General features: G+C 46.5%; 28 protein-coding genes and 2 tRNA genes. 22 read left to right on the forward strand and 8 right to left on the reverse strand.

The window, feature by feature from the left end:
* Positions 1 to 27: 27 nt before the first annotated feature.
* The 3 genes from METMK1DRAFT_RS13310 (at position 28) to METMK1DRAFT_RS13320 (ending at position 2,159) form a co-directional block, all read left to right on the forward strand.
* Complete coding sequence (locus METMK1DRAFT_RS13310) at positions 28 to 639, forward strand: nucleotidyltransferase domain-containing protein (RefSeq protein ID WP_155812461.1); 612 nt, start codon at positions 28 to 30, stop codon at positions 637 to 639.
* A 16-nt stretch (positions 640 to 655) separates the two neighbouring features.
* Positions 656 to 1,162: a DUF1122 family protein gene (locus tag METMK1DRAFT_RS13315; protein WP_048088121.1), complete on the forward strand. Its 507-nt coding sequence runs from the start codon at positions 656 to 658 to the stop codon at positions 1,160 to 1,162.
* 61 nt (positions 1,163 to 1,223) lie between these two features.
* Positions 1,224 to 2,159 carry a radical SAM protein gene (locus METMK1DRAFT_RS13320; RefSeq protein ID WP_009075065.1) on the forward strand — a complete coding sequence of 312 codons (936 nt, stop codon included), beginning with the start codon at positions 1,224 to 1,226 and terminating at the stop codon, positions 2,157 to 2,159.
* A gap of 9 nt (positions 2,160 to 2,168) precedes the next feature.
* Here METMK1DRAFT_RS13320 and METMK1DRAFT_RS13325 read toward each other — a convergent pair whose 3' ends face one another.
* On the reverse strand, positions 2,169 to 3,188 hold the full coding sequence (locus METMK1DRAFT_RS13325) for an mRNA surveillance protein pelota (RefSeq protein WP_009075069.1): 1,020 nt from the start codon (positions 3,186 to 3,188) through the stop codon (positions 2,169 to 2,171).
* Between the two features lie 18 nt (positions 3,189 to 3,206).
* Here METMK1DRAFT_RS13325 and rimI point away from each other — a divergent pair, with 18 nt between their 5' ends.
* Together rimI and METMK1DRAFT_RS13335 are read left to right on the forward strand one after the other, a co-directional pair.
* Positions 3,207 to 3,674 carry a ribosomal protein S18-alanine N-acetyltransferase gene (gene rimI, locus METMK1DRAFT_RS13330; protein WP_009075071.1) on the forward strand — a complete coding sequence of 156 codons (468 nt, stop codon included), beginning with the start codon at positions 3,207 to 3,209 and terminating at the stop codon, positions 3,672 to 3,674.
* Positions 3,675 to 3,712: 38 nt separating this feature from the next.
* Complete coding sequence (locus tag METMK1DRAFT_RS13335) at positions 3,713 to 6,064, forward strand: DNA-directed DNA polymerase (protein WP_048088122.1); 2,352 nt, start codon at positions 3,713 to 3,715, stop codon at positions 6,062 to 6,064.
* Here METMK1DRAFT_RS13335 and dnaG read toward each other — a convergent pair.
* The 4 genes from dnaG to METMK1DRAFT_RS13355 form a co-directional block, all read right to left on the reverse strand.
* Complete coding sequence (gene dnaG, locus METMK1DRAFT_RS13340; protein WP_048088123.1) at positions 6,051 to 7,262, reverse strand: DNA primase DnaG; 1,212 nt, start codon at positions 7,260 to 7,262, stop codon at positions 6,051 to 6,053. The genes METMK1DRAFT_RS13335 and dnaG overlap by 14 nt on opposite strands.
* Before the next feature lie 5 nt (positions 7,263 to 7,267).
* Entirely contained in the window at positions 7,268 to 8,350 is a 1,083-nt protein-coding gene (locus METMK1DRAFT_RS13345) for a tyrosine--tRNA ligase (RefSeq protein ID WP_048088124.1), read from the reverse strand.
* 40 nt (positions 8,351 to 8,390) lie between these two features.
* The gene (locus tag METMK1DRAFT_RS13350; protein WP_009075079.1) at positions 8,391 to 8,630 is read right to left on the reverse strand and encodes a hypothetical protein; all 240 of its coding nucleotides are present in this window, start codon (positions 8,628 to 8,630) and stop codon (positions 8,391 to 8,393) included.
* Positions 8,631 to 8,743: 113 nt separating this feature from the next.
* Complete coding sequence (locus METMK1DRAFT_RS13355; protein ID WP_009075081.1) at positions 8,744 to 9,148, reverse strand: secondary thiamine-phosphate synthase enzyme YjbQ; 405 nt, start codon at positions 9,146 to 9,148, stop codon at positions 8,744 to 8,746.
* Positions 9,149 to 9,197: 49 nt separating this feature from the next.
* Between METMK1DRAFT_RS13355 and METMK1DRAFT_RS13360 the strand changes: the two genes are divergently transcribed.
* The 17 genes from METMK1DRAFT_RS13360 to METMK1DRAFT_RS13440 all read left to right on the forward strand — a co-directional run bounded on the left by METMK1DRAFT_RS13360 (position 9,198) and on the right by METMK1DRAFT_RS13440 (position 20,142).
* Positions 9,198 to 10,469: an AIR synthase-related protein gene (locus METMK1DRAFT_RS13360; RefSeq protein WP_009075083.1), complete on the forward strand. Its 1,272-nt coding sequence runs from the start codon at positions 9,198 to 9,200 to the stop codon at positions 10,467 to 10,469.
* Between the two features lie 17 nt (positions 10,470 to 10,486).
* Complete coding sequence (locus METMK1DRAFT_RS13365) at positions 10,487 to 10,981, forward strand: 30S ribosomal protein S13 (protein ID WP_009075086.1); 495 nt, start codon at positions 10,487 to 10,489, stop codon at positions 10,979 to 10,981.
* Between the two features lie 11 nt (positions 10,982 to 10,992).
* Positions 10,993 to 11,535, forward strand: a complete 543-nt coding sequence (locus tag METMK1DRAFT_RS13370) for a 30S ribosomal protein S4 (RefSeq protein ID WP_009075088.1) — start codon at positions 10,993 to 10,995, stop codon at positions 11,533 to 11,535.
* Positions 11,513 to 11,911, forward strand: a complete 399-nt coding sequence (locus METMK1DRAFT_RS13375) for a 30S ribosomal protein S11 (RefSeq protein ID WP_009075090.1) — start codon at positions 11,513 to 11,515, stop codon at positions 11,909 to 11,911. The genes METMK1DRAFT_RS13370 and METMK1DRAFT_RS13375 overlap by 23 nt, the downstream gene beginning before the upstream one ends.
* Positions 11,912 to 12,700, forward strand: coding sequence for a DNA-directed RNA polymerase subunit D (locus METMK1DRAFT_RS13380; protein WP_009075092.1), 789 nt, complete (start codon positions 11,912 to 11,914; stop codon positions 12,698 to 12,700).
* A complete protein-coding gene (locus METMK1DRAFT_RS13385; protein WP_009075094.1) occupies positions 12,697 to 13,050 on the forward strand; it encodes a 50S ribosomal protein L18e in 354 nt (117 codons plus the stop codon). The genes METMK1DRAFT_RS13380 and METMK1DRAFT_RS13385 overlap by 4 nt, the downstream gene beginning before the upstream one ends.
* Positions 13,047 to 13,493, forward strand: coding sequence for a 50S ribosomal protein L13 (locus METMK1DRAFT_RS13390; RefSeq protein WP_009075096.1), 447 nt, complete (start codon positions 13,047 to 13,049; stop codon positions 13,491 to 13,493). Before METMK1DRAFT_RS13385 ends, METMK1DRAFT_RS13390 begins: the two co-directional genes overlap by 4 nt.
* Entirely contained in the window at positions 13,483 to 13,896 is a 414-nt protein-coding gene (locus tag METMK1DRAFT_RS13395; RefSeq protein ID WP_009075098.1) for a 30S ribosomal protein S9, read from the forward strand. The genes METMK1DRAFT_RS13390 and METMK1DRAFT_RS13395 overlap by 11 nt, the downstream gene beginning before the upstream one ends.
* A 7-nt stretch (positions 13,897 to 13,903) precedes the next feature.
* Positions 13,904 to 14,104, forward strand: a complete 201-nt coding sequence (locus METMK1DRAFT_RS13400; RefSeq protein ID WP_009075100.1) for a DNA-directed RNA polymerase subunit N — start codon at positions 13,904 to 13,906, stop codon at positions 14,102 to 14,104.
* A 9-nt stretch (positions 14,105 to 14,113) separates the two neighbouring features.
* Complete coding sequence (gene rpsB / locus METMK1DRAFT_RS13405; protein ID WP_009075102.1) at positions 14,114 to 14,791, forward strand: 30S ribosomal protein S2; 678 nt, start codon at positions 14,114 to 14,116, stop codon at positions 14,789 to 14,791.
* Positions 14,788 to 15,636, forward strand: coding sequence for an AmmeMemoRadiSam system protein B (gene amrB / locus METMK1DRAFT_RS13410; RefSeq protein ID WP_009075104.1), 849 nt, complete (start codon positions 14,788 to 14,790; stop codon positions 15,634 to 15,636). The genes rpsB and amrB overlap by 4 nt, the downstream gene beginning before the upstream one ends.
* 124 nt (positions 15,637 to 15,760) lie before the next feature.
* Positions 15,761 to 16,270 carry a hypothetical protein gene (locus tag METMK1DRAFT_RS13415; RefSeq protein WP_216586108.1) on the forward strand — a complete coding sequence of 170 codons (510 nt, stop codon included), beginning with the start codon at positions 15,761 to 15,763 and terminating at the stop codon, positions 16,268 to 16,270.
* Positions 16,228 to 16,914, forward strand: a complete 687-nt coding sequence (locus tag METMK1DRAFT_RS13420) for an amino acid kinase family protein (RefSeq protein ID WP_009075110.1) — start codon at positions 16,228 to 16,230, stop codon at positions 16,912 to 16,914. The genes METMK1DRAFT_RS13415 and METMK1DRAFT_RS13420 overlap by 43 nt, the downstream gene beginning before the upstream one ends.
* A complete protein-coding gene (gene fni / locus METMK1DRAFT_RS13425) occupies positions 16,911 to 18,011 on the forward strand; it encodes a type 2 isopentenyl-diphosphate Delta-isomerase (protein WP_009075113.1) in 1,101 nt (366 codons plus the stop codon). The genes METMK1DRAFT_RS13420 and fni overlap by 4 nt, the downstream gene beginning before the upstream one ends.
* 1 nt (position 18,012) lies before the next feature.
* Positions 18,013 to 18,993, forward strand: a complete 981-nt coding sequence (gene gds / locus METMK1DRAFT_RS13430) for a geranylgeranyl diphosphate synthase (protein ID WP_009075116.1) — start codon at positions 18,013 to 18,015, stop codon at positions 18,991 to 18,993.
* Between the two features lies 1 nt (position 18,994).
* Complete coding sequence (locus METMK1DRAFT_RS13435; protein ID WP_009075117.1) at positions 18,995 to 19,957, forward strand: MraY family glycosyltransferase; 963 nt, start codon at positions 18,995 to 18,997, stop codon at positions 19,955 to 19,957.
* A 109-nt stretch (positions 19,958 to 20,066) separates the two neighbouring features.
* Positions 20,067 to 20,142, forward strand: a tRNA-Pro gene (locus METMK1DRAFT_RS13440).
* A 302-nt stretch (positions 20,143 to 20,444) separates the two neighbouring features.
* Here METMK1DRAFT_RS13440 and METMK1DRAFT_RS13450 read toward each other — a convergent pair.
* From METMK1DRAFT_RS13450 to METMK1DRAFT_RS13460, 3 genes are all read right to left on the reverse strand, one after another.
* Positions 20,445 to 20,517: transfer RNA gene (locus METMK1DRAFT_RS13450), tRNA-Asn, on the reverse strand.
* A 119-nt stretch (positions 20,518 to 20,636) separates the two neighbouring features.
* On the reverse strand, positions 20,637 to 21,014 hold the full coding sequence (rpl7ae, locus tag METMK1DRAFT_RS13455) for a 50S ribosomal protein L7Ae (RefSeq protein WP_048088126.1): 378 nt from the start codon (positions 21,012 to 21,014) through the stop codon (positions 20,637 to 20,639).
* Between the two features lie 61 nt (positions 21,015 to 21,075).
* Complete coding sequence (locus METMK1DRAFT_RS13460) at positions 21,076 to 22,767, reverse strand: glutamate--tRNA ligase (RefSeq protein ID WP_009075122.1); 1,692 nt, start codon at positions 22,765 to 22,767, stop codon at positions 21,076 to 21,078.
* Between the last annotated feature and the right edge of the window lie 3 nt (positions 22,768 to 22,770).

Here is a 22,770-nt window from a genome sequence, read left to right on the forward strand (position 1 = left end):
GAGGTACAGTGGAAATTACTAGGTTTCATGAGAGCCAGAGCACTGAGAATACTGAGCAAATTGGAGGAGATTTCCCAGACAGGCTTCGTGTACGGCTCCCTGGCCAGAGGAGATGTGAACAGGGATAGCGACATAGACGTAGTCGTATTGAATCCTAACGTTATTGTCTTAGACCTCCTGGAGGTAAATCACAAGTTCATTGTTCAGGCTACTCCAACCTCAACTCCCAAGGCGTATTTATCGTTAGACCCAGAGGAGAGAGAGGTCATATCGTTCCCCCTCAGTAAGCTCAAGAGACACGAAGAGGATTTTTACAGATTCGGGGGGATGGTGTCGAGGAAGGACATAGAGGATAAAGTAAGAGTGCCTGGAGTCAATAAGAAGCTGGAGCTAATAGTCCCAATTCCTGAGGGACACGTCCAGTTACCCCTCCTAGGAAATGAGGACGTAGCAGTGAAGTACCTGGGGATATCCATTGCCTCCCTCACCTTACGGGAGAGACTATTGAATAGGAGAAGGGAGAAGGGTAGAACTGGAGTCTTCCTGAGGTATGATCTCTCAAGGGATGAGAGCATTGAGGGTGCAGTAAGGGATTTGAGCAAGAACAACAAGTTCTTCAGGAGATCTGTTGGCGATTGAGGCAGAAATAGATGGAATGAGGTTAATCTCAACCAACGTGCGTAGAACCCACATAACTGAATTATTGGTCTTAGATCTACTCCTAGGTAACAAGTTGGTGGGAAAGTGCCACTATTTCCAGGGAAGGGGATATTATCCACCTTGGATAGAGCTGGATTACGACCCTTGGCCCAGGGGGTTAGGCCTGGAGGTAAAGCTCTTCAGAGTGTTTTACGATATCCTCCCAGATCAAGGCCGATTTTTTATTTCATATGTGAGGGATCGGGATACATTAAACATGTTACAGAGTGGATTTAGTCCAGTAGACACGCCCCTAGGTTTATCTCTATTAAGAGCTGGATTTACGTGGTTTAAGAATTGGTACTTCCCTGAGGGAGGAAATGAAGGTGGACTAAAGCTTCAAGCCAACAAGGTACTTAGGGAGGAGGACAGGAGAAGAGAGTTAGAGGAGCTTTCAGCAGAAGTTAAAACCCCCGAGGCTAGACAAGTGATTGCTGAAATGCTTGCTAAAGGGAAACCCTGAAGTAGGGCTCTACAACCGACAGTTGCCGAAGGGCTGTGAGCTTTGTAGGCTAGGAGGTAAAATGGTAGTATTCATCTCCGGTGAGTGTGGAGACTCGTGTTTTTACTGTCCCGTGAGCGAGGGTAGATTCGGTAAGGATAGGGCGTATGCGAACGAGTTCCCTGTAAAGGACCTCATGGATTACGTTTATGAATCGTACAGAATGAAGGCCGTCGGTGCTGGGATAACCGGGGGAGATCCACTCCTCCATTTAGATAGAGTAGTGGAACTGATCGGTATCCTCAAGTCCGAGTTTGGGAGGAGCTATCACGTCCACCTTTACACCACGGGCAGATACGCTACTTCAGATGCCCTCAGAGAGTTAGAGCGCTCAGGTCTTGACGAGATAAGGTTCCATCCAGTCAAGGAGAGCTACTTGGAGGCGGTGGAGAGGGCCTTGAGGACTAGCATGGACGTCGGTTTGGAGGTCCCAGCGATTCCAGGAAAGGAGGAGTGGTTAGGGGGATTAGTTCAGTGGGCGAAGAATAAAGGTGTCAAGTTCGTCAACATTAACGAACTGGAGATAACCGAGAGAAACGCTGGGAACTTAGCACCTCTAGGTTTCAATATATCTCACGGGTTAGCAGGGGCCAAGGGGAGTTTCGAGACCTCCTTGAGAGTGCTTCAAGAGTTCTCAGAAGCAGAGATATCCCTTCATTATTGCAGTTCTGTCTATAAGGACGTCGTTGAGACTAGGACCAGGTTTCTTAGGACCGTAAGGACTAGTGCAAAGCCGTATGAGGAATATACTGGGGAGGGGACAGTAGTGAGGGCTCTAGTTAGAACCAAAGAAGATCTCCTTGATTATGGCGAAAAGAGAGAGGAGATGTATAGCGTCTCTCCGTCAATAGTCGAGGAGCTAATGAAGAAGGGTCTAGCTGACGAGGTTTGGCTCGTGGAAGAGCTGCCTTACGGTCAGAAAGTATCGGAGACTTTGGTATTTAGAAGAGGAAAATAAATCTCTTACCTATTTATATCTGAATCGTAAAATTCCAATTATTCCAGAAAGAGCTTTAAGTTGATGATATACAGGGGAGTCCTTAGGAACTATCATAACATTTCCTCCCTTGCTTTCCACTAGGTTCATGACCTCCTCAATCACGCTTCTCTTCTCGTCATCGGTTATAAGGTCTTCAGAGACCAGAAGGGTTTCAACAGCACCGTAAGTCGAGGCTTCCCTCGTCTCTTCCAAACCATAGACCACCAGTCCTGAATCCCTAGCCATGAGTCCCAGGGCCCTCTCAAGCTGTTTCGTGGATTTAGAGATTGAGTAGTCCCTCATGACCTGGTCAATTATGTCCCTCTTCAGTATCTCTGCTAGTCCGGCCCTGGAGGCCGTGGATACGCTGTCCACGTATATTCTAGCCTTCACCCTTAACATATCCTTCACTATTTCCTTGAAGGGCCCCGGACCAGCCAAAATCAGTGCCTCAGGTTGATATTGATTAGCGAACTGAGTTATCTCCTCTGCAACGTCCTTAGCTACATCTTCCAGAGACTCCGTCTGTTCGTTGATTCCCTGTAGGGCTCTCTCTACTAAAATTTTGATGCCCTGCTCCATGGGTATGGCTATCAGTAGCTCGTCTTGATCGACCAGTACTATCATGTTCTTACTCCTCTTTCGGGCCTCCCTTTCGATCCTCTCCAGCTGAGCCTTAGTCCAAGGCTTGACTATTACTATTTCTTCTCCCAAATCTAGATTTATAGTGTGATGGGATCCCTTTATCCCAAATTTCTCGGGGGCATCCTCTACAATTCCATGGATCCTCAATCTTCCGGTATAGGATTGAAACTCGGTGAACTCCACCCTTAGCTGAATCGTCATTGGAATCCTTCTACTTTCATTCCCCATACTCACATCTCTCGTAGTCCTGGCTATCACGACGTCCCCCTTCGTTAAAATGGTATGCAATAGCCATAGATCATCTTCATCCTCTACATAGAGCCTTAGGTAGTTTCTCCTCTCGTCATACTCTAATACTCTCATTGCCTCAATATACTGGAATTGGGCGAGGTAATTATTTCCGATGCGAACGAGTTCGATCTGCCTCAAATATACGAGATAGAGAGGACCAGTTTCCCTACCCCCTATCCAGAGGGACTCCTCAGGGCGTACTTATTTATCGCCGAAGGCTTGTATTTGGTTGCAAGGGAGGATGGACAGATCAAAGGTTATTGCATTGGACTCATTCAATACAGGCATAGGGGCCACGTCATCTCAATCGCCACGAAGGTGGACTCAAGGAGAAAAGGAATAGGATCGATGCTCCTAAACGAAATGGAGAATAGATTTCAGATACTAGGCAGTAAATACTCCTACCTTGAAGTGGATTACAAAAATATAGACGCAATATCTTTTTACAGGAAGCATGGATATATTGTTGTAGGGTTAAAAAGGAATTACTATGGGAGAAATAGACACGCCTTAATTATGATTAAACCTCTTCCAAGCACAAGAGTCTTAGAATCATGAAGAAAATGCATAATTATTATGAGACGAATATTAGAGCTATGGAAGTTGACGTTTTCGTGTTAGATTTCTCTTACGACGTTGAGGAACGATCCCCAGAGATCTATATTTGGGGAATATCCAGAGAGGGGGAAAGGGTAGTAATACTAGAGAAGGAGTTTAGACCTTACTTCTATGCGCTCCTTGAGACTGACACTGATCCAGAAACGTTGGCAACAGAGATAAAGGGACTGAGTAAGCCTCAATCCCCAATCACGGACGTAAAGCTCCTAGAGAAGAAGTATTACGGAGAGCCAGTCAAAACGCTCAGGATTCAGACCATCATACCCGCTTACGTAAGGATATACAGGGATCAAGTTGCGAAACTCAAGGGAATTAGGGAGGTACTTGAGGCAGACATCAGATTCTACATGAGATATTCCATAGATAGTGGTGTTAAACCCTTTCATTGGCTTAAGGCAGAAGTAGAGGAGGATGAACTGGGGGGGCTAAGGGTTAAGAAGTGTTACAAGTTGAAGAAGATCCTGAAGATATACGAGGCTAACCCGCCAATTATGAGGACGATGGCCTTCGATATAGAGGTATATAACAAATACGGTTTTCCTGATCCAAAGAGAGACCCGATTATCGTAATAGGGGTTTGGACTGCCGAAGGTCCTCGACAATTCATAAACCTCAGGGGTGACGATATTGAAGTGATCAGGGACTTCGTCAAGTTCGTGGTCGACTATGATCCCGATATCATTCTCGGGTACAATTCCAATGGATTCGATTGGCAGTACCTGACCGAGAGGGCTTCCTCCAGGAACCTTAAGGTAGATGTGGGTAGAAAGGTCGGCTCTGAACCATCTCAAGGTACTTACGGTCATTTCTCCATCATGGGCAGACTCAACGTTGATCTTTTGGGATTCGCTGAGGGTGTCGAAGAGGTGAAGGTAAAAAGCCTGGATAATATCGCTGACTACCTAGGAGTAGTCCCTAAGGCCAGCAGGGTAAACCTGGAATGGTACCAGATCCCCGAATATTGGGCAGATCCCAAAAAGAGGGACACTGTTCTCAAGTACAACCTAGATGATGCTAGGTCTACATATCTCCTGAAGGACGTCTTCCTTCCGTTTGGGGAACAATTGACCATAATCTCAGGGTTGCCATTGGATCAGCTCCCCATGGCCAGTGTCGGATATAGGGTCGAGTGGTTGCTCATGAGGGAGGCCTACAAATTCAACGAGTTGATACCCAATAGACTGGAGAGACCTCACGAGAGCTACAAGGGAGGTCTCGTTATAGAACCTAAACCGGGGATTCATGAGAATGTTGTCGTCCTAGACTTTACGTCCATGTATCCCTCCATAATGGTCAAGTACAACATTGGACCCGACACATTAGTTAGGGGGGAGTGCAGAGACTGTTGGACAGCACCAGAGGTTGGTTATAAATTCAGAAAGTCACCCGATGGATTCTACAGGAGGATATTGAAGGTACTCTTGGAGGAGAGGAAGGCCATTAAGGAGAAGTTGAAGGACGTCACTGACGAATACGAGAGGCGAAGATTGGAAGAGAGGCAGAAGGCACTGAAGGTTATGGCCAACGCTTTCTATGGCTATATGGGATGGCTCAACGCGAGATGGTACAGTAAGGAAGGAGCTGAGGCAGTTACAGCATGGGGAAGAGAGACCATAAGAAAGGCCATCGAAATGGCTTCAGGTATGGGTTTCGAAATCATTTATGGAGATACGGACTCTATCTTCGTAAAGGGCGACCTATCCAAAGTAGGGAGATTGGTGGAGGAAATAACAAGTAGATTGGACCTTGAGATTAAGGTAGACAAGAAGTACAAGCGAATATTCTTCACGGAAAACAAAAAGAGATACGCTGGGCTCACTGAGGAAAACAAGATCGACATAGTAGGGTTCGAAGCCATAAGGGGGGACTGGTGCGAGCTGGCCAAGGAGGCACAACGGATGGTGATCGAGACGACGCTTCTGAAGGGGGTCGATGAAGCGGTGAAGAAAGCAAAGGAAATAATAATGAGGATAAGGAGAAGGGAGTTCAATTTACAAGAGCTGGTAATATGGAAGTCTCTTGAGAAGTCTCTAGAGGAGTACGAGGTGGACGCACCTCACGTAATAGCTGCCAAGAAGGCCATGAGTTCTGGGTATGTGATAATGAAGGGAGGAAAAATAGGATATGTCGTAGTTAAGGGCGTAGGAAAGGTCTCAGATAGGGTAGAGCCCTACTTCATGGTGAAAGATAAAAACAGAATTGACGTAGATTATTATGTGGACAAGCAGATTGTACCAGCAGTTCTCAGGATCCTAGAGCCATTCGGGATAAAGGAGAGCAACCTAAAGGGCGGTGGGATGGACATCCTTAGTTATTTCAGAGACCGATAACGTCTGAGAGAGTCAGTATTTTAACGTTCTCAGGCTTCTTATTTATGCCCCCTATTCTCACACCTACTATCATTTTAACGTTCTTAGAGGAAGCCAGCTCCAACAACCTCTGCGTGATTACGCCGTCAAACACTATGAAGGATACGTTTCCGTTGGACATGTTCTCTAATTTACTAATTATATCTCTTACTTGAACTTTTTCCACTGGTCTCCAATTTTCATCGAAGATTATGCCTTCTAAAGTACCGGGAAGCTTCTTTATTTCTTCTATTGCCGCTTGCGGAATCTGAATCTCTATTTCTTTCTTGGGCTGTTCAACTAACTGGACTGCTTGCTGGCTCTGGGCTTCTTCCATACGTTGTGGGGACGCCAAGACCTCCTGCTGCTTCTTCAGGTACTGAGTCAGCGGTATCATGTTAGAAAGGGCCTTGGCTATTTCCTTTCCTGTGAGTTCCTCAACTTCTCTCCCTACAGGAGCTCTAGCTACGTAGTCAATCTTCACGTTACTGTTCAGTAATTCCTTGAGGATGAGATCCCCACCATGATCTCCATCTAGGAACGCGATAACTGTCTTTTTGGTCTTGGCTAGGTCCACCACAGACTGTTGAATCTTTCCGCTCGCGCCTTCAACGGCAACTGTGTTTCTATAACCGTACCTCAGGAGATTAATTATATCAGCCCTTCCCTCAACAATTATGAGGTTGGGATCAGAGTAAACGTCTGGTCCAGCAGGTAATCTATCAGGTCCGAACTCTATTAACTCCCCAGTCTTTACTGCACCGCTTATCTCATTCATTACCTCCTTTATGTCCAAGTTCTTTTCTCTGGTCCAAGTGGCCAGTATTTCCTTTGCCCTCTCTATTATCTTCTTTAGTTTCTCTGCTCTTACATCCTCTATCTCCTTTAGTACAAATTTAGCGTTATATGGACCTACTTTTTCGACGCTTTCTACCATGGAGGCTATGAGGGCAGTCTCTACCTTGTCAAGGTTGGAAGGTATCTCTATGTATCCCTCTGACTTTCCGCCCTTCGTCTTCATTTCCACTACTATCCTTCCTAGTCTTCCCTTATCCTGGAGTTCTCTGAGGTCAAACTCTTGACCGAAGAGATTCTCGGTCTGTCCAAAAATCGCTCCGATCACATCTGGCTTGTCCACTGACCCTTCTACTTCGAAGGTCAATTTTATTACATATTTCAACGACGTCACCTGGTGACACTCCTCGCTATTTCTTTTGCTAATCTATCATATTCAGGTTTAGACTTAATAGACTTCCTCATGGGTTCTAGGATCGAATTCAGCTTCTTGGCAGTAGCAACCTTGAGATCCTTCGGGTGAAGCTTTCCTTCGGCAAACTCCCTCTCCAATTCGTCGTAACTCTTGAAGTGCACATCTCCACCGAACTTGGATTCCCTCTCTACCTTAAGACCGGAGGGGTCAGAAGGAAATATGATATATTTGTTTATTTGTAGAACCGGGTTATTCTCTACGACCCCCTTAGGACAGTAGGCCTTCATCAGCTTCGCCTCTACCTCCTCAGGCTCATCATTAACGAAAATTGCCGTATCTGGTTTCGACTTACTCATCTTTATGTCTGCCAACACTTCATCTTCATCTCCCCCTGCAGTCATCCTTTGTGCCCCTTGTAGACCAACTAGTAGCGGAGTGTGAATTGCAATTACCTTTTTCCTTCCCAGTTTCTCTGCAACATCCCTAGCCAACATATGTGCCTTCCTCTGGTCAGTGCCTCCTAGAGCTATATCCAAGTCCATGTAAAAGATATCGCTAACCTGCATCGCTGGATAAATCAGCTTAGAAGAGTCAAGTTCAGCCTCGTCAGCCTTCCTTCCCATGATAGTCAGTGCTCTTTTCATCCTAGCTAGGCTGGTGTTCTTGGCTACTCTAATCACCAAAGCCCAATAGTCCTTATCCTTTACCATATCTTCAGCGTCCCATATCTTTATTGATGATCTAGCTATACCGAACGCCTCTAACACATCGACGGCGTACTCTCCCGCCAACCTTATCATTTCCAGGTTTCCTCCCATTTTGTCATTTATCCAGGCGTGCCATGTCGCTACTAAAAGGTTCATTTCTACGTTAGCTTTCACTAGATCCTTAAACTTCTGGGCCCAAATGAGCCACCCTATATGGAAGAGACCACTAGGTTCGAAACCTAAGTAGCCCTTGAGTTTTTCGCCGCTCTCCAGTTTAAGCTTAAGCTCTTCTGGAGTGACCACTTCTGCGGCGTTCCTCGTTATTAACGATAGTCTGTCCTCCAAAGTAATCATCCTCTAAAAGAAATCATGAACTAAAGACTAAAAAGTCCTATTCATCCATGAGTTGTTTCAGGAAAATTAGTACTGGATGGTTATCTCCCAGCCTCTTCTGAAGATCCTCGATTACAGCGATTAGGTCTATCTCCGTCTCTAAAACTCTAGTTATGAGCGCTTCAGTGAAGAGATAGGAATTCGCTATAGTCCTTTCGTCCTCCTGAACACTCTCTTTTCTAAATGCAGAGAACCCTTCCTCTCTCCTGTTGAGGAGATAGTTCAGATAGTCATCCACAACCTTTTGTACGCACTCTCTACTTTCGCAGTAACTTAACCTATCAAGCGGAGAAATAAATCCTGGAGGCAAAACTCACCAATTCCTACATTGATGAGGTGAAATAAAAGTCATCATTCTCCCATGACTTTCACCTGAATCTTCCTTGTTCTAGGTCCATCGAATTCAAGGAGAATTACCCTCTGCCACGTCCCTAGATCCAGTTTCCCGTCCCTCACGGGAACAACCTTGGAGTTTCCAAGGAACATTGCGGATATGTGAGCGTGCCCGTTGTTGTCTATCACGTTGTGTTTAAACTCTCCTTCTGGAGGAATGAGTCTCCTCATCCATGCCGTGTAGTCCTCCATTAGCCCCGACTCACCCTCATTAATTATAACGGCACAGGTGGTATGCTTAACGAAAATGAAAGCAATGCCATCACGAAACTCCTTAACCGTCTTCTTCACCTCTTCAGTTATATCAATACTCTGAAATCTTGAGTCTGTCCTCACTTCGAATTCATGGGTGAATATTCTCATTACTGACACAACCTCACTTTTAACACCTCAAGCCATATAATATGACTTAATGGATCTTGAAGGAGTAGCTAGGAAGTTAATTCCCGACGAGGAGGAGGCTAGGAAGAGAATAGTGGAGTGGCTCGAGTTTTACAAGGGAAAGAGAGAACTTAACTATAAGATTGCTAGCTCCGTGCTCACTGAGGTAAAAAATTCACTCAGGTTTACTAAGTTTGCCTTCCCTGTCTCAGGTCTCAGAGCCGGAGAGACCGGTTTGGGATCTAGAGGTCTAGGAGACAATCTGATACATCGTATGTTATTTAAGCTGAGTAAGATCGACCTACAGAATTATGACGATGCGGGACTCAGGGAAGATGTAGTTGTTGCCATAGACGGTATACACTCCAGGCTCTCATATTTCCCATTTCTCGCAGGATTTCATGCCACGAGAGCGTCCTTGAGGGACATTATGGTAAAGGGAGCTAGACCGCTAGGGTTATTGGTGGACATACACCTCTCTGATGATAGTGACGTGGGGATGTTATTTGACTTTCAAGCGGGGGTCTCAACTGTAAGTGAGGCAATGAGCGTTCCAATACTTACTGGGAGCACACTCAGAATTGGAGGGGACGTGGTGATAGGAGAGAGAATAAGTGGAGCTGTGGGAGCTGTAGGTAAGAGAACGAGGGACTATTCCAGAAGAAACGTGAAGAAGGGACTTCGCATAGTCATGACAGAGGGACACGGCGGAGGAACGATCTCCTCCATGGCTCTGTTCTACGGGATCGACGGAGTGGTAGAGGAAACTCTAAGACTTCAAGACCTGAGGGCATGTGAGGTCGTTAGGGAGAAGTTATATCACGTGGTGAAGTCCATGACAGACGTCACAAATGGAGGTATAAGGGGGGATGCCTTGGAAATATCTCAGGTGAGCAGCGTATCGTTCGTGATTGATGAGAGCAGGTTCGTGAACCTCGTTAATCCTAAGATTGTGAAGGCCATGGAGGAAATGAAGGCAGACGTTTTCGGACTCTCCATAGACTCTATTCTGATCTTCACTGATGATCCTGACGCGGTTATAGGGACTCTTGTTAAGGAGAATATAAGGTCAGACGTAATAGGCGAGGTGACTGAATGGAGAGGCTATCCCATCCTTACCTACAGTGGTAAGGAAATGAGACCGAGTTTCCGAGAGACCCCTTATACCCCTGTGAAAGCAGTTATAGGTAATTCTACCCCCTACACTTTGGGGGAGATCGAGACGAGGCTGAACGAAGCGTTAGAGGCATCGCTGAAGAAGAAGGAGTGGGTGTTGAAAAATTTAAAAGTGACAAACAGATAGAGCACTAGTCGGTATTAATGTCGGAACAGCAGTTCAGGTACATAGTAAGGTTATTTGGGCAGGACGTAGATGGGACCATGAAAGCACCGTATGGCCTGGCCATGGTGAAGGGAATAGGTTATAACACCGCTAGGGCCATACTGATGAAGCTCAATATTGACAAGGACAAGAGACTCGGGGAGTTAACTGATCACGAGCTAAAGAAGGTTGAGGAAATGCTAGCTTCTAAGAGGATAGAGGCTCTTCCCACATGGATGTTCAACAGGAGGAAGGATTTAGAGACTGGAAGAGATCTTCACTATGTTACGTCAGAACTGGTCTTCTTGGTGAGAAATGATATAGAGAGAGAGAAGAAGACAAAGAGCTGGAGAGGAGTGAGGCACTCGTTAGGACTTAAGGTGAGGGGTCAGCGCACAAGGACCACAGGTAGGACAGGAACTACAATAGGCGTCAAGAGATCTAAGGCAGCCCAACCCCAGGGAGGGGGACAGCAATCTCAGCAGAAGAAGTGAGGTGAGCCAGGATGGGTGATCCTAAGAAGAGCAGGAGGAAATGGGAAGGCCCTGGAATGCCTTGGATATCACAATCCTTGAGAATGGAGCAGGAGCTTGTGGGCAAGTTCGGCCTGAGAAACAAGAGGGAACTTTGGTTAGCAAGGACCATAGTCACTGGATTTAGGCATATGGCAAGGTCTCTACTTGCCCTTCCTCCAGCAGAGAGAGCCATGAGGGAAAAGCAGTTGTTGACGAGGTTATACAGAATAGGATTACTGAAGTCTGAGAACGCTACAATTGACGATGTGTTGGGACTAAGGGAGGAGGATTTGCTGGAGAGGAGGTTACAGACAGTTGTATTTAAGAAGGGGCTGGCGAGGACAATATATCAGGCCCGCCAGCTTATAGTTCACGGTCACATAGCGGTAGGCGGAAGAAAGGTAACATCTCCAGGGTACATTGTCAAAAAGGAAGAGGAAGATTCCATAGACTTTTATCCCACTTCTCCATTCAAAACAAATCCGCCCACAGTGAGCAAAGGTGAGGTAAATGTCGAGCAGAAGGGAAATTAGGTGGGGGCTGGCGAGGATATACGCCTCCCAGAATAACACAATCATTACTATAACTGACATAACGGGGGCCGAGATAATTTCAAGAGCTTCTGGGGGAATGGTAGTTAAAGCAGACAGGGAGAAGCCTTCTCCCTACGCTGCCATGCTGGCAGCCGGCAGAGCGGCTTCAGAGGCGCTAGATAAGGGTCTCATGGCCATTCATATTAAGGTGAGAGCCCCTGGTGGGGCTGGCCCAAAGACTCCTGGCCCAGGAGCCCAGCCAGCAATAAGATCGCTCGCTAGATCTGGTTTTATAATAGGGAGAATCGAGGACGTCACACCTATACCGCACGACACGATAAGGAGGCCAGGAGGAAGGAGAGGAAGGAGAGTCTGAATGCCAATAAAGGTAATTGAGGAGGAAAAGGGTCACATTAACCTCCTCATACATGGATATCCCTTGGAGTTTGTTAATTCGGTTAGGAGGGCATGTATGCTTTTTGTCCCAGTGATGGCGGTTGATGAGGTTTACGTCATAGAGAACAACAGTCCTCTTTACGATGAGGTTCTTGCCCACAGGCTCGCTCTAATCCCCTTCGAGAGCAACGATGCAATAGATTATTACAGGAGACCTGAGGAGTGTGAGAATTGCACGGAGAACTGCGAGAGATGTTTTACAAAGATCTACATTGACGTCTCTGCAGAAGAGACGCAAAAAATGGTATACTCTAGAGATATAAAGACTGAGGATCCACACGTTGTTCCCATCTCAAGAGACATTCCAATAGTCCTTTTAGGAAAGAATCAGAAGGTTTCATTAGAGGCTAAGGTTAGGCTAGGCTACGGTAAAGAACATGCTAAATTCATGCCTGTGTCCAAGGCCGTTAGCAGATATAGGCCAAAAGTGGAGGTAGAGAAGAACTGTGAGAAAGCCGTTGAGGTATGCCCTGAAGGTGTATTTAAACTGGTAGATGGCAAGCTTACTGTAGAGAATGAACTTGCTTGTACTTTATGCGAGGAGTGCCTCAAGTACTGTCAGGGAATCAAGGTTTCTGCTGTTCCTGGGGAATATATACTTGAAGTAGAATCAGTGGGGACATTAGACGCGAGGAGAATTTTAATAGAGGCAACAAAGAGTATACTTTCCAAGGTTGAGGAGTTGAAGAAGAAGGTGGAATCTCTATGAAGAGGACAGGCAGTACGAACTCTCACCTCAGGAAGTTGATAAGTCTACTCAAGAAACAGGAAAGACCCCTATGGCATGCCGTTGCGGAGGAGCTAGAAGGACCTTCCAGGAAAAGACCACACGTCAACCTTTACAAGATAGACAAGTACACCAACGATGGTGATATAGTCGTCGTTCCAGGGAAAGTATTGGGTATAGGGAAGTTGTCACATAAGGTCACTGTTATAGCTCTGGACTTCTCCGCCTCAGCCCTGAATAAGATCCGAAAAAGTGGGAGCAACGCTTTACCTTTGACGGAGGGGATCAACGCTATTAACAAGGGAGCTACTGTGAGGTTGATGAAGGGATGAGTCAAGATACTGTGATAGTGGACGGTGAAGGACAGATACTAGGCAGGTTGTCGAGCGAAGTAGTGAGACTACTGAAGGAGGGAAAGAGGGTTGATATAATAAATGCAGAGAAGATAGTCATTAGTGGTCCGCGGGAGAGGGTGGTTGCTGGTTACATGTTACTTTTCAGGGTAGGTACGCTGTTCAACCCCTATAGACAGGGTATAAGAAGACCCAGATCACCAATAAATTTAGTCAAGAGGACAATAAGGGGTATGTTACCCAAGACGCCTAAGGGCGAGAACATGCTAAAGAGAGTAAGGGTTTACGTCGGGGTTCCCGCAGCGCTACAAGGGAAGGAGGCTATTAAGTTTCAGGCAGCAGACGTGAAAAGGCTTAAAGGTAAGTACGTGACAGTAGGTGAGCTAGCTAGAGTGATGGGGTGGAGGTCCAGTGTCAAGTGAGAGTAAGGTCATTATAACTTACGCGAGAAGGAAGATGGCCAGGGCAAAGTGCTACTTGTACCCAGGGAAAGGTAAGGTATTTGTGAACGGAGTTCCAGTCGAATTGATCCCTATAGAAGTGATAAGACTCAAGGTGATCGAACCCCTCCTGCTTGCAGGAGAAGGGGTAGTGTCTAAGATCGACGCTAAGATCTTTGTTTCTGGAGGAGGAATCATGGGTCAGGCAGATGCTGCGAGGATGGCTATAGCCAAGGCAATGGTGAGGTATACAGGAAGCCAGGAGTTAAAGGACCTCTACAAACAATACGATAGGACGATGTTGGCAGGAGATCCAAGGCAGACGGAATCAGAGAAATGGATGAGATATAGCGCTAGAAGGTGGAGGCAAAAATCGTACAGGTGATTTTCAAATGATAATACCAATAAGATGTTTTACGTGCGGTTCGTTACTCGCAGACAAGTGGGAGATATATAGTACCAGGGTAGGAGCAGGAGAAGACCCAGGAAAGGTCTTGGATGACCTCAAGGTCAGAAAACTATGTTGCAGGAGAACTCTCCTCACTCACGTAGACATTATAAGGGAAGTAGTTAATTACACGAGACCAATTTAGGTGGTATAGATGAGCGAGAACGAGAGAGGAACGCAGTTAACCGATGAGGAGAAGGCAGAACTTCAGAGGGGGGAGAAAGGGGCCGTAATAGAGCTCCTAGTTCCCCTTGAGAGTTATTTATCTGCAGGCGTTCACATTGGCACACACACCTGTACCAGGTACATGGAGAAGTTTATCTACAGGGTAAGACCAGAGGGTCTTTACGTCCTTGATGTAAGGAAGATAGACGAGAGACTGAGGATTGCAGCGAAGTTCTTGGCAAGATATCAGCCCTCATCCATCTTGGCTGTAGCTTCGAGACCATATGCGTTCACTCCTGTTCAGAAGTTCGCAGATGTTGTAGGTGCAAGGGCCATAGTAGGAAGAATGGTCCCAGGAATATTAACTAACCCATATTTGGAGGGGTTCATTGAGCCTGAGGTTCTTCTGGTTTCAGACCCTAGAACCGACTTACAGGCAATCAAAGAGGCAGCAGACATGGGAATTCCAGTAGCGGCCTTCTCTGATACTGATGCCAAGGTAGACTACGTTGACTTGATCATTCCGTCAAACAATAAGGGGAGGAAGTCTCTTGCACTTCTATACTGGGCCCTCGCAAGACAGGTTCTGAGGGAAAGGAAGGAAATTGCCCCAGACGCTGACATCCCAGTGAAGGTTGAAGAGTTTGAGGTGAAACTATCTCAATGATAAGGAGACCCGCCGTAGCGGGTTCCTTCTATGAAGATGATCCCAAGGAATTACGAAAGAGAATTGAATGGTCTTTCTTGCATCATGTAGGTCCTGGAAGGCTCCCTGAACCTTCTAATGCAGCCAGGAGGACTAGCCCCTTTTTTATCGTCCCTCACGCTGGGTACATCTATAGTGGACCTGTAGCCGCTCACTCCTATTATCATTTAGTAAGGGAAGGAAGGCCCGATCTGGTGATAATGGTAGGTCCAAATCATACGGGTTACGGCTCTAGCGTCTCTGTATGGCCTGGAGGGCACTGGGAAACTCCCTTGGGGAAGGTTCCTGTACCTATTGAATTTGTAAAGGAAATAGTCTCATTAAGTGAGGTGTTGGATCCAGAAGAACGAGCTCATCTTTATGAGCATTCCTTAGAGGTTCAGGTCCCTTTCCTCCAGTACTTTTTCACTGAGATTCCTATAATTCCCATAACCATCCTTTTACAAACTCCCGAGACAGCGGAGTTTGTAGCTGAAGGTATATGGCGTTTCATGGGGAGACACAAGGATCTAGATATCGTGGTTTTGGCTAGCTCTGACATGAATCATTATGATCCTCATGAGATGACTATAGAAAAAGATGAGAAGGCCATCAAGAAGATTATAGAACTAGATTATAGAGGTCTTTATAGGGTTGTGGAAGAGGAAGACGTGACCATGTGTGGTTATGCTCCAGTTATGGTCTCAATGATATTGGCTAGAAAGGCTGGAAAGAAGCCCTACATTTTGAAACACGCAACCTCAGGTGATACCTCAGGTGACAAGTCATCGGTAGTGGGTTATCTTGCAGCCAGATTCGGGGATTAAGGTCCCGCTCATATTTTCAGGACTTCCCCTTAAGGGTACAGACAACCCATTCCTAATAATCGTAGCACGTTTCAACTGTGAGTCACAGGAGATTCCCTATTGGTGGGATAAATTTAAGGTGCTGGTGAGGGAGGCTACGGGTTTCTCACCAAAACCAATGAGAGTCCCTGCATGTATGCCCCTTTCAAGCCAGTATGTCTTAGGTTCTAAACTAGCCATGGACTATATAGCCAAACTGGTCGGTCTAAGTTCAGAAGAGGTGTCTCAAACTTTAGAGATGTTGGATGAGGCTATGTTCGGAGTGCCCGTCCTTAAGGCATTGAGGATATCTCAAGATAAAGGCAAATCTCTGCTCTTCAGGGACGGGGAAGATCCTATCTATGTGGAGTTCCCAGCCGTGGAGATCAAGGTTCTGGCGTACTTCCCTCTCACTGAAGTTGGAAGTGTGGACAGCTCTATAATACATTTAGCTGGAATAACTCCTGTGAGAGTAGCACAGAACCCAGACAGTGATTCAGTTAGGATGGAAAACGGATTGTGGTTCTCCCTCTTCGGACTACCTATTCCCAAAGTAGATAGGTGGAAATGGACATGGGATCTAGAGTGGGCTTCCCTACTAGAGTACTCAAACTAGGAGGGAGTGTGATCACATGTAGGACTGTGCCCCACTGTCCAGACTTGAAGGTGATAAGGAGAATAGTAAGGGAGATCATCCCCTTCAAAGAGGGCTTGGTCATAGTCCACGGAGGAGGCAGCTTTGGTCACTTTGAGGCTTCTATGGGAATTAGCAAAAGGAGGCCCTTGATAGCTGCAGCGATGCAAGAGCTCAACAGTTTACTCCTTCGAGAACTTTACTCCTCTGGAATTCACGGTTTCCCAGTTCCAGGAAGGTACTACAGTGAGGACAACCTCCTGAGAATTTTAGGTGAGGGGATGACACCAGTTATCTACGGTGATATTAACGAGAGGGGTGAGATAATCTCTGGTGACGATCTGACCTTAAAGGTAGCTAAGTCCTTTTCCTTGATCGCGCTCTTCTCAACGGATGTGGATGGGGTTCTACTACACGGAAGACCAGTACCAGAGTTGAGATCCTTTGCAGATGTGGAGTTCGGGATCACTCACGGATATAATGTTACAGGGGGGATGGCCGAGAAGCTGAGGAAGATCTTTTCCTTCGGTGTTGACGCTATGATATTTAATGGAAAGAGAGAAGGAAACGTTTTTAACGCATTGAAGGGAGAAAGGGTTGGCACATTCATAAAGGTGAAGAAATGAGCCTAGTTAACAGGAAATTGGAACACGTGGAGATCTGTCTCTTTGAGGACGTGCAGGGTTTAACGACGACACTCTTAGAGAACGTGGAGCTCATTCATCAGGCCATGCCTGGGGTGACATTCAAGGACGTAGATACGTCACTCATCTTTCTAAGGAAGAGATTGTCTGCTCCCCTCATGGTCACTGGAATGACGGGAGGTAGTCAAGAGCTTGGAAAGATAAACTCCGTTATAGCCCAAGTGGTAGAGGAGAAGGGGTTGGCCATGGGGGTAGGAAGCCAGAGGGTAGCCTTGGAGAAGACCGAGGCTGCAGAGAGCTTCAAGGTGACGAGAAAAGTGGCCCCCAACGCTCCTCTCATTGCCAATCTGGGCCTTCCTCAACTGGTGAGGGGTTACGGTTTAGATCACCTGAGAAGAGCCGTGGAGATGATAGAAGCTGACGCCATAGCGATTCACCTTAATCCTGCCCAAGAACTCTTTCAGCCTGAAGGAGAACCAGAGTATCCCATGGACGCCTTAGGAAAACTGAGGGATATTTCTAAGGAGCTCGGAGTTCCTGTAATCATAAAGGAGACCGGTTCTGGTATATCTATGGAGACGGCAAGACTGTTCAGGGAGAACGGCTTCACGTATTTTGACGTCTCTGGACAGGGAGGAACTAGCTGGATCGCCGTGGAGACAGTTAGGGACAGGAGGAGGGGACACTGGAAAGCTAACGCTTCGGAGCCTTTCATCAAATGGGGAATACCCACAGCCGCGTCGGTAGTGGAGACCAGATTCGCAGTACCGGATGGGTTCTTGATATCTAGCGGAGGGATAAGGAATGGGCTTGACGTTGCTAAGTCCATCGTGCTGGGAGCAAACATGAGCGGGATGGCCAATCCAGTACTGGCTAAGGCTGTGAGTGGAATTGACTCCCTCAAACGCTTCTTCGATGAGGTCATCTTTCAGCTGAGGGCGGCCATGATGTTAACTGGGGCCAAGAATCTAGTAGAGCTCAAGAGAAGACCCGTGGTTATATGGGGAAAGCTGAGGGAATGGATGGAGAGTAGGGGAATAACCTTATCAGACTATGAAAGGATAAGAAGAGGAGGATAAGGTGCTAGAGGAGTACTCCAGGCAAGTAATTGAGGAGGTAGAAAAGAGAATAAGACAGTATCTTTCCGGAGATGTACACGAACTTTACGAAGCCTCTAGGTATCTAATTGAGGCAGGTGGTAAAAGGTTAAGACCCTTGATGTTGGTCGCCTCTTCTGATCTCTTTCACGGAGATAGGAAAAGATCCTATTTGGCGGGAAGTGCAGTTGAGGTACTGCATAATTTCACGTTAATACACGACGATATAATGGATCAGGACACCCTAAGAAGGGGAAGGCCTACAGTGCACGTGAAGTGGGGAGTCCCAATGGCCATCTTGGCTGGGGATTTGTTGCACGCTAAGGCTTTCGAGATGCTCATAGATTCCGTGAGTGGACTGGATGAAGCGAGAGCCAATGACGCTCTTAGGCTTTTCGCTAAGTCAGTGATAGAACTATCGGAAGGACAAGCCTTAGACATGCAGTTTGAAGAACGATGGGACGTGACGGAGAGGGAGTACATAGAAATGGTGAGGAAGAAAACAGCTCAACTTTTCGCCTGCTCCGCTTCTCTCGGAGGTATTATAGGAGGAGGTACTGAAAAGGATGTGAAGAACCTTTTCCTGTATGGAGAAAAGATAGGGATATCGTTCCAAATAGTCGATGATATATTAGGACTTACTGCCGATGAAAGAGAGTTGGGGAAACCCGTCTATAGTGATCTGAGGGAAGGAAAGAAGACCATCTTATTAATAAAGGCCCTTAGGGACGCCAGCGAGGAAGAGCGGAAGAGAATACTAGCCGGTGTGAAAAGTAATGACCAAGGTAAACTCAGAGACGCAGCGTCACTGGTCCTCACCATTTCCTTAGAGTATGCCACAAGACTTTCAGAGAGCTATAAGACCGAAGCTCTACAGGCCCTCTCTCTCGTCAAGAGTGATAACGAGGAAGTTAAGAAGCTCCTGATGGAGGTAGCGGAATTAGTTACTAAAAGGCGGAAGTAAGTTGTTAGATGTACTTGTTCCTTCGATAGTAGCCTTGGTTGTCACCCTTTTTTCCACTCCATGGATACTCAAAGTTTCAAGGGAAAGAGGCTTCGTGGGCAAGGACGTAAATAAACCGGATAGGCCTGAGGTACCGTCTCTGGGAGGTCTAGGGATACTGAGTGGCTTCATAGCCGGTAGCTTCACTTTACTAGTTGAGGATCCAGCGTTTGAAACTATAGTTTCGGCAGTCATGTTATCATCTCTTATAATAGGTCTCTTAGGTCTCTTAGACGACGTACTTAACCTGAAGCAATCTGTGAGGGCCATAATGCCCGTTTTCGCTTCGGTGCCGCTGGCTGTTTATAGCGTGGGTCACTCAGTTATATCCATTCCTTTCGTAGGTCTGGTAAACTTTGGACTTCTCTATTACGTTATAATAGTTCCCGCAGCGTTAACCATAACCTCAAATGCATTTAACATGCTGGAGGGCCTAAACGGACTGGGAACGGGGATGGGAGTGATAATGGCCGCAGCCCTGGCTTACATAGGGCTCAGGGGGAATGGAGTCACATCAGAGGCGGGGGATTTAGCCATAATACTGGCAATAAGTCTGATCGCATTCCTTTACTTTAACAAGTATCCAGCTAAGATCTTCCTGGGAAACGTAGGGACCTATTTCATCGGCTCGGTGATAGGATCCATAGGTATTTCTGGATATATGCTGACCGCCTTAGCTGTCCTCTTTATACCCTATGTCATTGAGTTCGTACTGAAGGCTAGGACTAAGTTTAAGGGAATCTCATTCGGGCAAGTGGATAATGACGGTTACATGCATTGGGACTCTTTTCCTAATTCGTTGACTCACGTGGTCATGAAAATGGGGAGAATGAGGGAGTATCAAGTGGTAGCGGTACTCTGGGGGATGGAACTAGTGTTTGCAATAGGTGCGGTAGTACTTCAGAGCACCGTCATAAGGATATAAATTAATATAGATGCAGTGTCCAAGCCCTCGTAAGATCATTAAATTTGTAATCAGAGTACATGGATGAGCTAGATAAGATTTTTATCTAATGATAATTTAAGGTGTCAGAGGGGCCGTCGTCTAGCCTGGACTAAGATGCTAGGCTTGGGCCCTAGTGATCGCGGGTTCAAATCCCGCCGGCCCCATTCTCCTTCCTTTGAGTCTCTTTCTGCAGCTGGACTCGGTCTTTAACACTAATAGCAGTTATGCGACTATCCCCTAACTATCGCCCTGTCATCAAGGGAAATCCAATAACCGCTACACTAAGTGTTATGCAAGCATGTTCTTCCTGATTTCCTTCCTTAATCTCCCTCACAGCAATCATGGCCTTTGTTAAGTATAGCCTTAGAGTCAAGGCAAACTGCAACAACCGCTGTCCCTCACTTTGCTCTGGCGCGAATTTTGATGTGAGGGTGTAGGATAGCTTATCCTGTAGCTGAAAAGTTAGCGCCGCGGGGAGGACTCGAACCTCCGACCACCGGGTTAACAGCCCGGCGCTCTGCCAGCTGAGCTACCGCGGCACGAGGCAAGAGATAAACCAAGATGAACCATTTAAAACTTTCTCATACCCTATAGGACATAAAGTAAGAGCAACAATAAATTTAGGGACTAGGTACAAATTGTAGATATAAAAATTAATTTATGTCTTGCCTACTATTTCGGATAGCCTCTTGAGAACCTCGTCCAGTACATCCTTTCCCTGTCCAGGATCTATCACAGCAGCTGCAGCTGCCCCCACTTGAAGACCGCAGGCCTCTCCGATACCTTTCTTGGATGGAACGTAGATGTATGGTATTTTTTTCTCCTCACATAGTGGAGGTAAGTGGGCCACGATCTCTTCGGGTTGTACATCCTCAGCTATCAGCACCAGTTTAGCTTGTCCCCTCTCCACAGCTTTGGTAGCCTCATTGGTACCTTTCCTTATTTTGCCTGTCTCCTTTGCTTTCTTGAGGGCTTCAAGGGCTTTCTCCGCCAACTCAGGCGGTACGTCAAACTTAACATATGAAGGCTTGGCCATTGCGTTCATCCTCCTCTTGTATCGTCACGCTAGGTCACTTAGCATGGTACAAATAATAAAGTTAATCATGGGCATAAACCATCAGGAGTTTACCATCATTCCTATCGACTCTGCAGAATCCGTATCTGATAAGTTGTACTACTTCTCCCTCATGTAAAGAACTCATATACCCTTCACCAAAGCCGTCCTCTGTTACAAGCTCTTGATTTGATATTGCCTTTAGCACCGTAACTGGTACTGCTTCAGACTTTTTCACCCATTGAACTATTGGTGCGTTAAACCTCTTGGCGGTCTCTAGACTCTCATCCAAGAACCTCAGGACATCTCCCTCCACTCTCACGTTGCATAACTCCAGGAGTCTAAGTACCCTTCCTTCCAATGCGTCTTCTGGGTCCAGAAATATCTCATCCCCTGGAGAGACTCTGATTTTCCTATACTCCTTCTTGCTAGGCGTTAGTGGGATGTTAGCTTCCATATCCTTTGGGATAAGTAACTTGAAGGACTTCTTATCCCTCACGAACATCAGTCTCTTCGCTGAGGGATCTAGTAGTTTCCTATTCATTGAGGCTAGATTATCAAAGCTAATGGTAGCGTCAGTCACCTTGAGACCTACTTCTATCATCAGTGATCTCACAGTTTCGGGGAGAATACCCCTCCTCCTAAGCCCAGCGAGTGTGGGTAACCTTGGGTCGTCCCTTCCTGAGCCAGTTTCCATCAGACCCCTTATCTTAGATTTGCTCATCATGAACCCTTCTAGTTTGAGTCTACCGAATTCGAGAATTGTAGGGACCTCCCATCCCATGTAACTGTATATCCACCTCTGTTTGAGGGAGTTGCTCATGTGCTCCTTGGCTCTCAAGATGTGGGATACGTTGAAGTCGTGATCGTCTACCACCGTGGCGAAGTTGTAGGTCGGCCAGACCCTATACTTATCCCCAGTGATAGGATGAGGATTCTTCATAGTATCTATTATCCTTAGCATTACCCAGTCCACTTGTGAGGGATCAGGACTTTTGGGATCGGTCTTTATTCTCACCACGGCCTCGCCCTCGTTAAATTCTCCCTGAAGCATCTTCTCCCAAAGGTTAAGGTTTTCCTCAGGGGGCCTTTCCCTATGGGGATAACTCTGATTTATCCTCTTCTCTCTCCAACTCCTGAAGTCGTCCTCAGTTCCCAGATCCACGTAGGCGTATCCCTTTTCCAGTAAAACCTTGGCGATCTCGTAGTATCTCTCCATTCTGCTCGAGGCGGAGAACTCCATGTCCCAATTTATCCCTAACCACTTAAGATCCTCCCTTATCCATTGATAAGCCTCCAGCAGTGGTTTCTTTACCTTAGGATCTGTGTCGTCGAAGCGAAGTATGAACTTACCTCCATACATCTTAGCGTATTCGTGGGAAAGGACTGCAGCCCTGGCGTTCCCTAAATGGATAGGTCCGTCTGGATTAGGAGCGAATCTAGTTGTTACTGTTCCCTTAACGTTCGGTAAGGGGGGGAGGATCTTCTTTTTCTCTTCTTTTTTCTCCTCCATGACTTCAGGATATCTTTGAATTTCCCTCATCTGATCTTCAAGGGGCATGGAATTTACCCTTTCCACTACTTTCTTGGCCATTTCAACGACTTCCTTAACTTTAGCCTTGAGATCAGGCCTCTCAGCCAGAACTTTACTCACCACTGGACCCACTTGAGCTCTGCCTTCATGTTTCACCGCATTAGCTAATGCGTGTTTATAGATTATCTCCTCTAATTCCAACTT

The sequence above is a fragment of the Metallosphaera yellowstonensis MK1 genome, assembly GCF_000243315.1.
GTDB classification, from domain to species: domain Archaea; phylum Thermoproteota; class Thermoprotei_A; order Sulfolobales; family Sulfolobaceae; genus Metallosphaera; species Metallosphaera yellowstonensis.

Bases quoted from the DNA above. Each gene is read 5' to 3' on its own strand.
- METMK1DRAFT_RS13375 (WP_009075090.1), top strand. From the start codon at position 11,513: ATGTCGAGCAGAAGGGAAATTAGGTGGGGGCTGGCGAGGATATACGCC.
- METMK1DRAFT_RS13360 (WP_009075083.1), top strand. From the start codon at position 9,198: ATGGATCTTGAAGGAGTAGCTAGGAAGTTAATTCCCGACGAGGAGGAG.
- rpl7ae (WP_048088126.1), bottom strand. From the start codon at position 21,014: ATGGCCAAGCCTTCATATGTTAAGTTTGACGTACCGCCTGAGTTGGCG.
- METMK1DRAFT_RS13370 (WP_009075088.1), top strand. From the start codon at position 10,993: ATGGGTGATCCTAAGAAGAGCAGGAGGAAATGGGAAGGCCCTGGAATG.
- METMK1DRAFT_RS13380 (WP_009075092.1), top strand. From the start codon at position 11,912: ATGCCAATAAAGGTAATTGAGGAGGAAAAGGGTCACATTAACCTCCTC.
- METMK1DRAFT_RS13335 (WP_048088122.1), top strand. From the start codon at position 3,713: ATGGAAGTTGACGTTTTCGTGTTAGATTTCTCTTACGACGTTGAGGAA.
- METMK1DRAFT_RS13355 (WP_009075081.1), bottom strand. From the start codon at position 9,148: ATGAGAATATTCACCCATGAATTCGAAGTGAGGACAGACTCAAGATTT.
- METMK1DRAFT_RS13385 (WP_009075094.1), top strand. From the start codon at position 12,697: ATGAAGAGGACAGGCAGTACGAACTCTCACCTCAGGAAGTTGATAAGT.
- METMK1DRAFT_RS13400 (WP_009075100.1), top strand. From the start codon at position 13,904: ATGATAATACCAATAAGATGTTTTACGTGCGGTTCGTTACTCGCAGAC.
- METMK1DRAFT_RS13420 (WP_009075110.1), top strand. From the start codon at position 16,228: ATGGGATCTAGAGTGGGCTTCCCTACTAGAGTACTCAAACTAGGAGGG.
- METMK1DRAFT_RS13315 (WP_048088121.1), top strand. From the start codon at position 656: ATGAGGTTAATCTCAACCAACGTGCGTAGAACCCACATAACTGAATTA.
- METMK1DRAFT_RS13325 (WP_009075069.1), bottom strand. From the start codon at position 3,188: ATGAGAGTATTAGAGTATGACGAGAGGAGAAACTACCTAAGGCTCTAT.
- rpsB (WP_009075102.1), top strand. From the start codon at position 14,114: ATGAGCGAGAACGAGAGAGGAACGCAGTTAACCGATGAGGAGAAGGCA.
- METMK1DRAFT_RS13310 (WP_155812461.1), top strand. From the start codon at position 28: ATGAGAGCCAGAGCACTGAGAATACTGAGCAAATTGGAGGAGATTTCC.
- amrB (WP_009075104.1), top strand. From the start codon at position 14,788: ATGATAAGGAGACCCGCCGTAGCGGGTTCCTTCTATGAAGATGATCCC.
- METMK1DRAFT_RS13320 (WP_009075065.1), top strand. From the start codon at position 1,224: ATGGTAGTATTCATCTCCGGTGAGTGTGGAGACTCGTGTTTTTACTGT.
- METMK1DRAFT_RS13365 (WP_009075086.1), top strand. From the start codon at position 10,487: ATGTCGGAACAGCAGTTCAGGTACATAGTAAGGTTATTTGGGCAGGAC.
- METMK1DRAFT_RS13390 (WP_009075096.1), top strand. From the start codon at position 13,047: ATGAGTCAAGATACTGTGATAGTGGACGGTGAAGGACAGATACTAGGC.
- fni (WP_009075113.1), top strand. From the start codon at position 16,911: ATGAGCCTAGTTAACAGGAAATTGGAACACGTGGAGATCTGTCTCTTT.